Source organism: Micromonospora sp. NBC_01740, assembly GCF_035920365.1.
Classification (GTDB): domain Bacteria; phylum Actinomycetota; class Actinomycetes; order Mycobacteriales; family Micromonosporaceae; genus Micromonospora; species Micromonospora reichwaldensis.
Genome location: NZ_CP109150.1, coordinates 6,381,085 through 6,394,996 on the forward strand (window position 1 = coordinate 6,381,085; position 13,912 = coordinate 6,394,996).

The window sequence follows — 13,912 nt, forward strand, 5'->3', positions numbered from 1 at the left end:
AGCCCGACACTCCGAACCGTCGTCGTCGCAGTACCGCTGAATGAGGCAGGTGGATCAATTGGTCAGGCAGGAAGACGACGAACACGGACCGCTCTGCTTCCGGGTCCTCGGGCCGTTGCAGGTGCAGGGCGAGGAGCCGGTCACCGTGACGGCGCGCCGGCAGAGCGTCGTGCTGTCGCTGCTGCTGCTCAGCCCCAACCAGGTGGTGGCGCTGAAGTCGATGATCGACGCGGTGTGGGGCGAGACGCCGCCCACCACCGCCCGGGCCCAGGTGCAGACCGCCGTGTCGGTACTGCGCCGGTCGCTGGCCCGGGCCGGGCTCGGCGAGCGCATCCGGATGCAGGGCACCGGCTATCTCATCGACCTGGCGCCGGGCGAACTCGATTTGCACGTCTTCGCCGACCTGGTCGCCCGGGGCCGGGCCGCCGGCGTGGCCCGGGATCCGCAGGCGGCGCGGACGGCGTTCCGCGCCGCGCTGGCCCTGTGGCGCGGTGAGCCGCTCTGCGACGTGGACAGCGACGTGGTCCGGGCGAAGCTGGTCCGGATCGCCGAACGGCGGGTCGAGGTGCTCGAGGAGTGCATCGAGGCCGAACTCGAACTGGGCCTGCACCACGAGGTGATCGGCGAGATCCGGGCCCTGGTCGCCGAGTACCCGCTGCGCGAGCGACCGGCCGGCCAGTTGATGAGGGCGCTGTACCGGTCCGGCCGGCAGGCCGAGGCGTTGGCCACCTTCCAGGCGGTGCGCAAGACCTTCGTGGACGAGCTGGGGCTCGAACCGAGCCCGGCGCTGCACCGACTGGAGTTGGCCATCCTGACCGGCGCCGACCAGCTGGCGACGCCGGTGGCGGCCGGGCCCGGGCCGCAGTTGCGGATGCCGGTACCCCGGATGCTGCCGGCCCGGACGCCGGACTTCACCGGCCGCGCGGAGATGCTGCACCTGTTGCGGCACCGGCTCGGCGGCGCAACCGTTACAGGGCGCGACCGCCACTCGCTCGACGTGGCGGTGATCACCGGCTTCGTCGGGGTCGGCAAGTCGACCGTGGCCATCGAGACCGCTCACGCGCTGGCCGGCGAGTTTCCCGACGGCCAGCTCTACGCCCGGATGCCGCCCGGCCCGGACGGCGCCGCCGAGGTGCTGGAGCGGTTCCTCCGGTCGCTCGGCTTCACCAGGTCGGCCATTCCGGAGACCCTCGACGGCCGGGAGGCGCTCTACCGCAGCGCCCTCGCCGACCGGCGGATGCTGGTGGTGATCGAGGACGTCACCGACCCGACCCAGGCCCGCCCGCTCCTGCCCGGTACGCCGGCCTGTCGGCTGATCGTGACCACCCGGGCCCGCCGGGCGTGGCTGCCCGGCGCGCACGTCTTCGAGATCGACCGACTCGACGCCCACGACGGCATCGAGCTGCTGGCCGCCATGGTCGGCCGGGACCGGGTCGCCGCCGAGCCGAGCAAGGCCATCGAGCTGGTCGAACTCTGCGGTGGTCTGCCGCTGGCGCTGCGGATCGCCGCGAACCGGCTCGCCGCCCGTCCGCACTGGAGCCTGGGACAGCTCGCCGCCCGGCTCGTCGAGCCCGGGCAGCGGCTGGGTGGGCTGGTCCACCAGGGCCTGGACGTACGGGCCGGGCTGAGGGGGACCTACGACGCCCTGCCGCCGGCGGCACAACTGCTGTTCAGGCACCTCGGCGAGTTGGAGACCGACACCTTCGCGGCCTGGGTGGCCGCCCCGCTGCTGCAGCTCGACGCGGACTCCGCCGCCGAGGTGCTGGAGACCCTCATCGACGCCCGGCTGGTCGACGTGCTCAGCGGCACCGGCGGGGCCACCCGCTACCGACTGCGTGACCTGGTCCGGCTGCACGCCCGTGACCTGTCGCTGGCCGAGAGCAGCGCGGCCGACCGGGCCGCCGCGACCCGACGGATGCTCGGCGGGTGGCTCTTCCTGGCCGACGAGGCCCGGCTGCGGCAGGGCGGCCACCGCATCGCCCGCCATTCGGCCGCGGCCGTCTGGCCCCTGGCCGAGCCGCTCGTCGACGCCGCGCTGACCGATCCGCTGGCCTGGTACGAGCGGGAACGCACCGCGCTGCTGGCCGCGGTCCGGCAGGCCGCCCGCGCCGGCGAGGTGGCCTACTGCTGGAACCTCGCCGCCGCCGTCGCCGCGCTCGCCGAGACGCAGTCCCGCTTCGGCGAGTGGCGGGAGAGCAGCCTCTGCGCCCTGGAGGCCGCGGTGCGGGCCGGGGACCGACTCGGTGAGGCGGTGATGCTGTACGGGCTCGGCCGGCTCGACCTCTGCGAGCAGCGGCTGGACCATGCCGCGGCCCGGCACGAGGTGGCCCTGGAGGCGTTCGACCAGCTCGGCGCCCTGGACTGGCGGGCGATCACGCTGCGCTCGTTGAGTGCGGTGCACCGGATGAGCAGCCGGCCGGCGCAGCTGGTGCCCGACACCGGCGCGGCGCGTCGGGACGACCGGCATCCCGAGCACCGGGTAGCGGTCGGCCGCATCCCGTTCCGGCAGCACCAGTTCGGGCTGGCCAGCGGCATGGCGGAGGACCAATGACCCAGGGAAGGGACGCTGATGTGAGCACGATCAAGGCGCAGCCGGTCGGATCGCCGGCGCGGCACCAGGATCAGGAGTGGACGTCGCTGGAGGCGGTCGAGGTCACCAAGCGCTACGGCGACGTGGCCGCGCTGGCCGGCTTCAGCCTGACCGTCGCCCGAGGCGAGATCGTGGGACTGGTCGGACACAACGGTGCCGGCAAGACCACCTTCGTCGAGGTGGTCTCGGGCCTGATCCGGCCGGACAGCGGGGTGGTGCTGGTCGACGGTCGGACACCCACCCAGGCGCGCGGGCAGATCGGCATCTCGCCGCAGCACATCGCGCTGTACCCGCCGATCACCGTCCGGGAGCACCTGCGGCTCTTCGGCGGCATCGCCGGGCTGCGGCGCCAGGCACTGCGTACCGAGATCGACGACCTCGCCACCGGTCTGCACCTGACCGGGTTCCTGGACCGGCCGGTCGGGGTGCTCTCCGGCGGGCAGCAACGCCGGACCCAGGCCGCGGTGGCCCTGATCCACCGACCGTCGCTGCTGCTGCTCGACGAGCCGACCGCGGGCGCCGACCCGGAGACCCGGCAGGCGCTGCTCAACGTGGTCAAGCAGCGGGCCGGCGAGGGGGCGGCGGTCATCTACACCACTCACTACCTCAACGAACTCACCGACCTGCAGGCAAGTATCGCGGTCGCCCGACGCGGCCGGATCATCGCCCGCGGCAGCAGCGCGGAGCTGCTGGAGGGGTTGCCCGGCGAGGTCCGGGTGACCTTCGCCGACGAGGTGGTGCAGGTCTCCACCACCGACCCCACCACCGCCCTGGTGGAGCTGCTGAAGGGCACCGACCGTCAGGTCGAGTCCGTCGAGCTGCGCCGTCCCGACCTTGACGACCTCTACCACTCGCTGGCGGTAACCGATGTCGACTGACGCCCTTCGCCGTACCGGCCTGCTGGTCCGGCACAACGCCGTGCTCCGGCTGCGCGACCCCGCCCAGCTGATCAGCTACATCGCCCTGCCGATGGTGCTGATGCTGGTGCTCAAGCCGCTCTACGAGGAGGCGTTGGACAGCGGCACGCTGCAGGCGGTGACCGGGCCGCTGGTGATGTTCTCGGTCTTCGCGCTGTCGATCGTCGGCAACTCGATCCTGGTCGAGCGCGAGTGGCGCACCTGGGACCGGCTGCGGGCCAGCCGGGCCGGCCGCGTCGAGCTGCTGCTCGGCAAGACCGGTCCGGTACTCGTCCTGCTGCTGTTGCAGCAGGCCGTGCTGTTCGCGTTCGGCTGCCTGGTCGTCGGGCTGCCGCTGCCCCGGCCGTCCGCGGTCGGCTACCTGGCCCTCGCGGTCGGCATCTGGGGACTGACCCTGCTCGCGGTGGGCGCCGCCCTGGCCACCGTGGTACGCAGCCGCGGCGAACTGAGCGTCGCCTCCGACCTGGGGGCGATCATGGTCAGCGCGCTGGGCGGCGCGCTGGTGCCGGTGTCGCTGATGCCCGGTTGGGCGCAGCACGTCGCGCCGCTCTCCCCCGGCTACTGGGCCATGTCGATGCTGCGTGCCGCGGTCGACAGCGACCCCGCCGGCATGCTCCGCCCGGCACTGGTCTGCCTGGGCATCGCCCTCGTCGCCGGAGGGCTGGCCTCCTGGCGGCTCGCTCGGGGCTGGGGCCGCAGCCGGCTGATGTGACCGGCACGAGCAATCCGTCCGAACCCCCGATCCGGTGTACCTGGAGGTCATCGTGACTGAAACTGACTACGACTCCGCGGTCGCGCTCATCGGTATGGCCGGGCGCTTTCCGGGGGCGGCCGACGTCGGCGAACTCTGGCGCAAACTGCGCGACGGGGTGCCCGGGCTGCGGCCGATCACCGACGAGGAGCTGACCCGCGCCGGTGTCGCCCCGGCCCGGGCCGCCGACCCGGACTACATCCGGGTCGGCGGCCCGGTCGACGACCTCGACCTGTTCGACGCGGGCGCGTTCGGCTTCAGCCCGCGCGAGGCCGAGACGATGGAGCCGCAGCACCGGCTCTTCCTGGAGTGCTCCTGGCAGGCGCTGGAGGCCGCCGGCTACCAGCCGGTCGACCCGGGCGCCCGGGTCGGTGTCTTCGCCGGCTGCGCGTTCCCGGACTACATGATCGACAACGTCGCGCACATGGTCGACGAACCCGGTGAGGGCCTGCTCTTCGCGGTCGGCAACGAGCGGGACTCGCTCACCTCGCTGGTCTCGTACAAGCTCGGGCTGCGCGGGCCGAGCGTGACCGTGCAGACGTTCTGCTCCACCTCGCTGGTCGCGGTGCACCTGGCCTGCCAGAGCCTGCTGACCTACGACTGTGACGTGGCCCTCGCCGGTGGCGCCTTCCTGCCGCTGCCCCAGCCCGCCGGCTACCTCTACGAGCAGGGCGGGATCCTCTCCCCCGACGGCCGGGTACGCAGCTTCGACGCGGCGGCCAACGGCAGCGTGATGGGCTCGGGGGTCGGGGTGGTGGCGCTCAAGCGGATGACCGACGCGCTCGCCGACGGTGACGTCATCCACGCGGTCATCCTCGGCTCGGCGGTCAACAACGACGGGCCGGAGCGGGTCGGGTACACCGCGCCCGGCGTCGAGGGCCAGGCCGAGGTGATCGAGACGGCGCTGGCCGTCGCCGGCGTGAAGTCGGAGACCATCGGCTACGTCGAGTGCCATGCCACCGGCACGCCGCTGGGCGACTCCATCGAGCTGGCGGCGATGAGCCGGGTGTTCCAGACGACCCCGCCGACCCCGTGCGTGCTCAGCTCGGTCAAACCCTCGGTGGGGCACCTGGACCGCGCGGCCGGGGTGACCGGCCTGATGCGCGCCGCGCTGAGCCTGCGGCACGAGATCCTGCCGGCAGTCGCCGGCTACACCACACCGAACCCGACGCTCGCCGCGGCGGCCGACCGGTTCACCGTGCTCACCGAGCCCCGCCCCTGGCCTGCCGGACCCGACCCACGCCGCGCCGGGGTCAGCTCGTTCGGGCTCGGCGGCACCAACGCGCACGTGGTGTTGGAGCAGGCGCCGGCGCGTGTTCCCCGGGCCGCGACCGGTCCGCAGCTGCTCACCTTCTCCGCCGGTGACCCGACGGCGCTGGAAGCGCTGACCGACCGGCTGCGCCAGCACCTGGTCCAGCACCCGGAGGCCGACCTCGCCGACGTCGCGTACACCCTGCAGGTGTCCCGTGGGCGCTTCGCGCTGCGCCGGGCGGTGGTCTGCCGGGACCGCGACGACGCGATCGCGGCCTTGGCCGACGCCGGCCGGTGGATCGACGGCGAGACCCGTCGGCGGGACCCGGCGGTGCTGCTACGCGCCGGTGACGGCGTACCGGACGCCTGGTGGGCCGAGCTGTCCGCGGCGGTCGGCCCACTGCTGCCGGCTGACGGCGCAGCGCGTGGCACCGACCGGAACAGCGTGCTGGCCGACCTGGGCACCGGGCTGGCCCGGCTCGGGGTGGTGCTGACCGGCGAGCCGGCCGACTCCGCCAGCCCGGTCGAGGTGCTCGTCGCCCCCGGTGACGAGGTCGCCGCCGAGTGGGTGCTGACCACCCTGGCCCAGCTCTGGCTGGCCGGGGCGACGGTGGACTGGGCGGCGCTGCACCTGGGTGCCGGCCGGCGCGTCGAGCTGCCGACCTACCCGTTCCAGCGCAGCCGGTACTGGGTCAAGCCCCGCCCGGCGCAGGCCACCGCGGCCCGGCCGGTCGAGGGCCGCGTCGACGACCCGGCGGAGTGGACCTACCTGCCGACCTGGACACCACGCCCGCTGGACACCGCGGACCTGGACGAGCGGCTGCGCGCCGCCGGCCCATGGCTGGTGCTCACCGCCGACGAGCGCGGCGAGGCGCTGCTCGCCCGACTGGCCGAGGCCGGCGCCGAGGTCTGCGCGGCCCGGCCGGGCGAGGCGTTCGAGCAGGACGAGGCCGGCGACTTCACCGTCCGCGCGGACGCACCGGACGACCTGGCCGAGCTGGTCCGTGCCCTGTTCGTCGCCCCGCGCACCATCGTGCACGGGTTCAGCCTGGGCTCCCCGGAGGGCACCGGCGGCGAGCACTTCGAGCGGGGGCAGGACCGGGGATTCCGCTCCGCGCTCGCCCTGGTACGGGCGCTGGCCGACGACCCGGACACCCCGCCGACCGAGCTGGTGCTGCTGACCTCCGGGGCGCTCGGGGTGCTCGGCGCCGATCTGCGCCACCCCGAGCACGCCACGCTGGCCGCGCTGGCGCCGAGCCTGGCCCAGGAGAACCCGTTCCTGGCCTGCCGGCACGTCGACGTGGCCGGCACCGTCGACGTCGAACAGGCGCTCGCCGCCAGCGTGCACCCGCACCAGGGCCCGGTCGCCGTCCGGGACGGCGACGCCTGGTCCCGGCACTACCGACCGCACCCGCTGCCCGCCCCGACGGCGGACCGGCCGATCGTCAGCGCCGGTGACACCGTGCTGATCACCGGCGGGCTCGGCGACGTGGGGCTGGTGCTGGCCCGACACCTGGCGGAGCGCTACGGCTGCCGACTGGTGCTCACCGCCCGGACCGCGCTGCCGCCGCGCGAGCAGTGGCCGGCGCGGAAGGACGGCGACGACCGGGTCGCACGGCACATCCGCAACATCCTCGACCTGGAGCGGCAGGGCGCCGCGGTGCTGGCGACAGCCGCCGACGTCGGGGACGAGGCGCGGATGCGCGAGGTGGTCGACGCCGCGGTGGCCAAGTTCGGCGGCATCGACGTGGTGGTGCACGCGGCCGGCATCCAGAGCCCGGAGTACTTCGGGCTGGCCCACCTCTCCGACCGGGCGTCCTGCGACGCGCACCTGAACGCCAAGATCCACGGCTTCCACGTGCTCCAGGCGGTGCTCGGTGAGCACGCCCCGGACCGGCGCATCACGCTGTCCTCGGTCTCCGCCGTGCTGGGCGGGATCGCGCTGGGACCGTACTCGGCGGCGAACGCCGGCCTCGACGCGTACGCCCGGGTGGCCCGGCTGCGCGGCGAGGGGCGCTGGATCACCGTCGACTGGGACACCTGGGCGATCGATCCGAGCCGACCGGACGGGATGACCGGACAGACGGTCCGCGAGTACGAGATGTCGCCGGCCGAGGGGGTCGACGTCTTCGGTCGGGCCCTCGCCGCCGTCGGGCACGTCGGCCACCTGGTGATCTCCACGGGCCCGATCGAGGCCCGGATCGCGCAGTGGGTCACCAACGACCCGGCGGCCGGCGGTGCCGAGGAAGTCGAACGCGAGCGCCATCCCCGGCCCACGCTGGCCACCCCGTACGTCGAACCGGAGGCCGGGGTGGAGCGCACGATCGCCGACATCTGGGCGGCCACCCTCGGCCTGGAGACTGTCGGCGCCACCGACAACTTCTTCGAGCTGGGTGGACACTCGCTCATCGCCATCTCGCTCGCCACCAAGCTGCGCAGCAACGTCTCGGCGCAGCTGCCGGTCACCGCGCTGGTGGAGTACCCGACGGTCCGCCAGCTGGCCGCCCTGGTCGGGCAGGATCAGTAACAGTCAAGCTGAACCAAGCGAGGGGGGCACCGGCGGTCCGCCGGTGCCCCCCTCGCTCGCCGGGTCAGCTGCCGACCAGCTCGGCGGCGGTCGCGGCCAGCGCCCGACGGTCGGTCTTGCGGTTGGCGTTGAGCGGAAACTCGGCCAGGAAGACGAACCGCCGGGGCAGCAGTGCGCGCGGCAGGGTGGCGGCCAGTTCGCCGGCCAGCACGGCGGCCGGACGGTGTACCCCCACGCAGAACGCCACCAGCACGTCGTCGACCACCACCGCGACCGCGTCCTGGACGCCGTCCAGCGCGCGCAGCCGGCACTCGATCTCGGCCAGTTCGACCCGTACCCCACGGATCTTGACCTGGTGGTCCACCCGGCCGAGGTAGGCCAGTTCGCCGCCGCCGATCGGCCGGACCAGGTCACCGGTGCGGTACCAGCGCTCGCCGCCGTGGCGCAGGAACCGGCCCTCGTCGTCGGCCGGGTCGAGGTAACCGGGGAACATCTGGTCCCCGGTCACGCACAGCTCACCGACGGTACCGGCGGCGGCGCCGGGCAGCTCGATCCCGGCGTCGTCGGCCGCCTCCCGGGCGACCGGTCGGATCAGGTGGCGCATGCCCGGATGCATGGTGCCGATCGACACCACGTCGTTGACACAGCGGGCCGGCGACGAGTCGGGGTCCCACCGGTGCACGCTGCACGAGATGGTCAGCTCGGTCGGGCCGTACAGGTTCTCCACCAGGCTGCCCGGTGCGGCGGCCTGCCAGTCGGCGGCGTCGTGCGCGAGCAACGGCTCCCCGCAGAACAGGCTCCAGCGCAGGCTGGGAAAGGCGTCGGGCGCCAGCCGGCGCAGCCGGCGGGTCAGCGCGATCACGCTGGGCGAGGAGAACCAGACGGTGATCCGGTGCTCGGTCAGGAACTCCGCGAGGTTGGCGTAGCAGGTGGGCGGGACGGTGACCACCGTGCCGCCGCTGCCCCACCCCGCGAAGAGGTCGAACATCGCCAGGTCGAAGGTCAGGTCGAAGGTCTGGGAGAAGACGTCCGCGGCGGTGAAGCCGTACCGGTCGTGCACGAACCGCAGGTACGCGTCGACGTTGCGGTGCAGCACCGGTACGCCCTTGGGCCGGCCGGTGGAGCCCGAGGTGAACAGGATGTAGGCGATCTCGTCGGCACCGACCTGCCGGGGCGCGGCCAGCGGGGTGCCACCCGGCTCGCGGACCACCACCACGTCGGTGAGTTCGGCGGCCAACTCGGGCAGCACCCGCTCGCCGTGCTCGTCCACGATCAGCGTGTCCACCCGGGCCGCCGCCATCATCTGCCGGGTCCGCTCGGCCGGGAAGTCGGGGTGCAGCGGCACCACCGCCGCACCGGAGTAGACCGCGGCGAGCAGACCGGCGTACGCCTGCGGGGTGCGGCTGGCCAGCAGTCCGACCCGGCGCGGCGCCGCGCCGGCCGTGCTGACCAGGTCGCCGGCCAGCGCCAACGCCCGCTCGTGCAGCCAGCGGTAGCTGTAGGTGTGCCCGTCGACCCGCAGCGCCTCGGCCGTCGGGTCGATCCGCAGCCCCCGGTCGAACCACTCGGCGAGCACCCGGGGCGGCGCCCCGGCCGGCACCGGGGCCGGCCGGGGCGGATCGTCGATCGACCGCTCGGGCAGCGGCGACCGCGTCGCGATCTGCGCGGTGCTCACGGGGTCCCTCCCACCGGCCCGGCGCCGGCGAGCACACCGAGCGCCGCGCCGATGTACCGGTGGGTCACCGAGGGCTGTTCGAGGACGGCGAAGTGTCCACCACCGATGCTGTGCGCCCGGAACCGCCCGGTGGTCTCCTCGCGCCAGCCGTGCATCGACACCGCGCTGGCGCGTGGGTCGTGGCTGGCCGCGATCGCGGTGATCGGCACCCGCAGCGGCGGCTCGGGCCGGTACCGGTAGTTCTCCTTGAGCGCGAAGTCGCCGCGGAACGGCGGCAGGATCATCCGCCGTACGCTCGGGTCGGCCAGCATCCAGTCCGGTGTACCGCCGAGCCGGCGCAGCATCGCCACCACCTGCTCGTCGTCCAGCCCGGTCACCTGCGGGTCGGTGTCCGGCGTGGCGGGTGCCGGGCTGGCGGAGACGAAGAGGTGCACCGGGTCCGGGCCGCCGCGCCGGCGGATCTCGCGCACCAGCTCGAACCCGACCACCGCGCCCAGGCTGTGCCCGTAGACCGCCCAGGGGCGGTCGTCCTCCGTGAGCACCACCTCGGCCAGCTCGCCGACCAGCGCCTCCATCCCGGTGAACGGCTCCTCCCGCAGCCGGGTCTCCCGGCCGGGCGGCTGCACCGGGCAGACCGCCACCGGCCCCAACCGGCCGAACCAGGGCCGGTACGCCGACGCCGACCCGCCGGCGTGCGGCAGGCAGTAGAGCCGCACGTCGCCGTCGGACATGCCGAACGGCAGCCAGCGGCGCAGCCGGGTGTCGTCGACCGTCCTGGTCACCGCAGCACCTCGATCCGGACGTAGTCCGGCGGCTCCTGCAGGTTGTCCAGGTTTGCCGCCAGCACCAGGTGCGAACCGTCCCGGCTGACCTCCCGGAAACCGCTGAACGCGTAGGTGATCTGCATCATCCGGTTACGGCCGGTCTCCACGAAGTCCGCCCGCAGGCCGGCCCCGGCCGCCTTCGCCTGGCTCATGATGTGGCCGAGCAGCACCGAGCCGACGCCCCGGGACATCACCCGGCAGGACATCAGGATCATGTGCAGCCGCCAGTCCGGCTTGCTCTTCTCCACCAGCGCGACGCCGATCTTGCCGTACGAGCCGAACCGGTCGGTCAGCGTCGCGACCAGCAGCAGGTGGTCCGGTGACTCGCGCAGCGCGTCGAGCTCGTCGTAGGAGTACGTCTTGCCGGTCGAGTTGAGCTGGTTGGTGCGGACGGTCAACTCCTCGGCGCGCTGCAGGTCCTCCCGCCGGGCCGGCTCGATCGTGAAGGTCATGTCCAGGGTGGCGAGGAACTCCTCGCTGGTCCCCACGAAGTCGGCGGCCACCTCGTCGCGGGTCAGCTGGCTCTGGTACATGCCCCGGCGCTGGGCCGACTCGTCGGTGATGAACCGCGGCCGGAACTCCACCCCGGTCAGCACCTGCTCGATGTCGGCGGCGTCCACACAGGTCACCTCGGGCAGCGCGTACGCCACCTCGGCCAGCTCGAACTCCTGGTCGTCGACGAAGGCGAACGCGTCCAGGCCCAGGTTGAGCTTCGCGGCGATCTGCCGGATCGACTCGGACTTGGCGTCCCAGCCGATCCGGGGGAACACGAACATCTCGTCCAGGCCGAGTTCGCGCAGCTTGGCCATGGCCGCTTCGTGGTCGTTCTTGCTGGCCACCGAGTTGAGCACACCCATCGCGTCCAGCGCGCGGATCCGCGCGACCGCGGCCGGCCGGACGGTCACCTCGCCGTCCTCCAGCAGCACCCCGTCCCAGACGGTGTGGTCCAGGTCCCAGACCACGCACTTGATCCGGCCCTGCTTGGGCTTGGTCGGCGGGGCCTGCGCCAGCACGCTCATGCCGCCCACCCCCGGTAGGCCTCGCCGGCGATGGTCATCCGTTGGATCTCGTTGCTGCCTTCGATGATCTCCATGACCTTCGCGTCCCGGTAGTAGCGGGCGACCGGGTAGTCCGGGCTGCACCCGTTGGCGCCGTGCACCTGGACCGCCTCGGCGGCGTGCCGCGCGGCGGCGGTGGAGGCGAAGTACTTCGCCACCCAGGTCGCCATGATGGTCGAGGCGTCACCGGCGTCCTTGAGCCGGCCGGCCTCGGCGACCAGCATCCGGGCCGCCCGGACGTCGGTCACCATGTCGGAGATCTTCGCCTGGATCAGCGGCAGGTCGCGCAGCGGCGAGCCGCCGACCCGGCGGCGGGAGGTGTAGCCGACGCAGGCGTCCAGGCAGGCCTGGAGGATGCCGACGCTGCCGGTGGCGACGCTGTACCGGCCGAGGTCCAGCGTGCCGGTGAGCACCATCCCGGAGGCGAAGGCGCTCGGGCCGAGCTGGGCTTCCCGGCCGAGTAGCACGTCGGTGAAGGTGATCTCGGCCAGCATCGACGCCCGGGTGCCGAGCATGTCGTGGATCGGCCGCACCGACACCCCGGGGGTGTCCCGCGGCACCAGCAGCGCCACGATGCTCGACGCGGTCCGGGCGAAGACCAGGAACAGGTCCGCCCGCTGGCCACCGGTGGTCCAGGTCTTCACCCCGTTGAGCAGCCAGTCGCCGCCCCGGGCGACCGCGGTGGTGGCCAGGTTGGAGGTGTCGCTGCCGGCGCCCGGCTCGGAGAGGCAGAACGCCCCGAGGGTACGCCCGCTGGCCAGCTCCGGCCCCCAGCGCGCCAACTGTTCGGCGTTGCCCCAGCGCTGCACCGCCCAGGAGGCCATGGTGTGCACGGTGAGCAGGCTGCGTACCGAGGAGCAGCCCCGGCCCACCTCCTCGTGCACCTCGCCGAGGGTCACCAGGTCCAGCCCGGCGCCGCCGACCGCCGGGGGCAGGAACGGCGCCCAGAGCCCGGCGTCGCCGATCCGCTCCAGCAGTTCCTCGGGGATGGCGCCGGCCCGGTCGTAGGCGTCGGCGTACGGAGAGATGTGCTCGTCGACGAAGGCACGGGTGCTGGCCCGGGTTACTGGTCCGGTCAGCAGCAGCGGCGCCTGCATGAGACTCGTCATCGCCGCACTACCCGACCGTCACGCCGCGACGCTGCCGGTCCACCAGCGCGGTCATCGCGCTGACGGTACGGAAGTTGTCGATGCTCAGCTCGTCGTTCGGGATCGTGAACTCGAAGGTCTTCTCGAGGAACATCACCAGCTCCATCGCGAAGAGCGAGTTGATGTAGCCGCAGGCGAAGATGTCGTCGGTCTCGCCGATCTGCGCCTGCGGGAAGCGCCCCTGGATGAAGGACAGGATCTGGGTGTTGACCGTCTCCGACATGGTGTCGTCCTCAGCTCTCGTAGTTGTAGAAGCCACGGCCGGTCTTCCGGCCGTGCAGTCCGGCGTCGGTCATCTGCTTGAGCAGCGGGCACGGGCGGTACTTGCTGTCCGCGTAGTGCTCGTAAAGGACCTCGACGCTGTAGAGGATCGTGTCGACGCCGATCAGGTCGGCGGTCTCCAGCGGACCCATCGGGTGCCCGAAGCAGCCCCGGAACACCTCGTCGACCGACTCGGCGGTGGCGACGCCCTCGTGGACCAGGAACGCCGCCTCGTTCACGGTCAGCATCAGCACCCGGTTGGAGACGAAGCCGGAGGCGTCCTTGACGTCGACCGCCTTCTTCCCCATCCCGCTGAGCAGCTCCCGGGTGCGCTCGATGGTCGACGCCGAGGTGTGGAAGCCGGGGATCATCTCCACCACCGGCTTGGCCGGTACCGGGTTCATGAAGTGCACCCCGATGACCCGCTCCGGGTGCTTGCCGACCGCGGCTACCCGGGTGATCGGGATCGCCGAGGTGTTCACGATGATCACCGTCTCCGGCGGGCACACCTCGTCGAGGCGCTGGTGGACCTCGCGCTTGATGTCCCAGTTCTCGGTGACGTTCTCGATCACGGCCGAGGCCTTGTCCAACGCCTCGACCCCCACCGCGGTGGTGATCCTCGCCAGGATGGCGTCCGGGTCCAGCGCCGGTCCGCCCATCAGCCGGCTCATCCGGCAGTTGCGGGCGATCACGGCCCGGGCCCCGGCGAGGATCTCCTCGGTCCGGTCGACCAGGACGACCTCGTACCCGTACTGGGCCAGATTCTGTGCCACTCCGACGCCCATGACGCCGGCGCCGACTACGCCGATGACGGTCATGACTTCTCCCTTTCCGTACCCTGGTTGACTGAACTTGCCGAGCACCCGCCGCCGACGGGTCGCGTGCGCTGGTTGGCGGAGACGGACACCGT

The 13,912-nt window shown here is 73.0% G+C and carries 10 protein-coding genes; 4 read left to right on the forward strand and 6 right to left on the reverse strand.

Annotation, left to right across the window (positions count from 1 at the left end):
• Positions 1–58 precede the first annotated feature (58 nt).
• From OG989_RS27765 to OG989_RS27780, 4 genes are read left to right on the forward strand one after another with little or no spacing between them, the layout of a single operon-like run.
• Positions 59–2,551 carry an AfsR/SARP family transcriptional regulator gene (locus OG989_RS27765; RefSeq protein WP_327028955.1) on the forward strand — a complete coding sequence of 831 codons (2,493 nt, stop codon included), beginning with the start codon at positions 59–61 and terminating at the stop codon, positions 2,549–2,551.
• Between the two features lie 20 nt (positions 2,552–2,571).
• Positions 2,572–3,468, forward strand: a complete 897-nt coding sequence (locus OG989_RS27770; protein WP_225851865.1) for an ABC transporter ATP-binding protein — start codon at positions 2,572–2,574, stop codon at positions 3,466–3,468.
• Entirely contained in the window at positions 3,458–4,219 is a 762-nt protein-coding gene (locus tag OG989_RS27775; RefSeq protein WP_151452353.1) for an ABC transporter permease, read from the forward strand. Before OG989_RS27770 ends, OG989_RS27775 begins: the two co-directional genes overlap by 11 nt.
• 52 nt (positions 4,220–4,271) lie before the next feature.
• Positions 4,272–8,036, forward strand: coding sequence for an SDR family NAD(P)-dependent oxidoreductase (locus OG989_RS27780; protein WP_151452354.1), 3,765 nt, complete (start codon positions 4,272–4,274; stop codon positions 8,034–8,036).
• 64 nt (positions 8,037–8,100) lie between these two features.
• Here OG989_RS27780 and OG989_RS27785 read toward each other — a convergent pair whose 3' ends face one another.
• From OG989_RS27785 to OG989_RS27810, 6 genes are read right to left on the reverse strand one after another with little or no spacing between them, the layout of a single operon-like run.
• Positions 8,101–9,711 (reverse strand): AMP-binding protein, encoded by a 1,611-nt coding sequence (locus tag OG989_RS27785; protein ID WP_327028956.1) that lies wholly within the window; start codon positions 9,709–9,711, stop codon positions 8,101–8,103.
• The gene (locus tag OG989_RS27790; RefSeq protein WP_327028957.1) at positions 9,708–10,493 is read right to left on the reverse strand and encodes a thioesterase II family protein; all 786 of its coding nucleotides are present in this window, start codon (positions 10,491–10,493) and stop codon (positions 9,708–9,710) included. The genes OG989_RS27785 and OG989_RS27790 overlap by 4 nt, the downstream gene beginning before the upstream one ends.
• Positions 10,490–11,554, reverse strand: a complete 1,065-nt coding sequence (locus OG989_RS27795; RefSeq protein ID WP_151452355.1) for an HAD-IIIC family phosphatase — start codon at positions 11,552–11,554, stop codon at positions 10,490–10,492. Before OG989_RS27795 ends, OG989_RS27790 begins: the two co-directional genes overlap by 4 nt.
• Positions 11,551–12,702, reverse strand: coding sequence for an acyl-CoA dehydrogenase family protein (locus tag OG989_RS27800; RefSeq protein ID WP_225851870.1), 1,152 nt, complete (start codon positions 12,700–12,702; stop codon positions 11,551–11,553). The genes OG989_RS27795 and OG989_RS27800 overlap by 4 nt, the downstream gene beginning before the upstream one ends.
• Positions 12,703–12,709: 7 nt before the next feature.
• Complete coding sequence (locus OG989_RS27805; protein WP_151452356.1) at positions 12,710–12,964, reverse strand: acyl carrier protein; 255 nt, start codon at positions 12,962–12,964, stop codon at positions 12,710–12,712.
• A 10-nt stretch (positions 12,965–12,974) separates the two neighbouring features.
• Positions 12,975–13,820 carry a 3-hydroxyacyl-CoA dehydrogenase family protein gene (locus tag OG989_RS27810; protein WP_151452357.1) on the reverse strand — a complete coding sequence of 282 codons (846 nt, stop codon included), beginning with the start codon at positions 13,818–13,820 and terminating at the stop codon, positions 12,975–12,977.
• Positions 13,821–13,912 lie beyond the last annotated feature (92 nt).

What these genes read in the sequence shown, in the direction of transcription:
- OG989_RS27775 (WP_151452353.1), top strand. Translation starts at nt 3,458, where the DNA reads ATGTCGACTGACGCCCTTCGCCGTACCGGCCTGCTGGTCCGGCACAAC.
- OG989_RS27795 (WP_151452355.1), bottom strand. Translation starts at nt 11,554, where the DNA reads ATGAGCGTGCTGGCGCAGGCCCCGCCGACCAAGCCCAAGCAGGGCCGG.
- OG989_RS27800 (WP_225851870.1), bottom strand. Translation starts at nt 12,702, where the DNA reads ATGACGAGTCTCATGCAGGCGCCGCTGCTGCTGACCGGACCAGTAACC.
- OG989_RS27805 (WP_151452356.1), bottom strand. Translation starts at nt 12,964, where the DNA reads ATGTCGGAGACGGTCAACACCCAGATCCTGTCCTTCATCCAGGGGCGC.
- OG989_RS27810 (WP_151452357.1), bottom strand. Translation starts at nt 13,820, where the DNA reads ATGACCGTCATCGGCGTAGTCGGCGCCGGCGTCATGGGCGTCGGAGTG.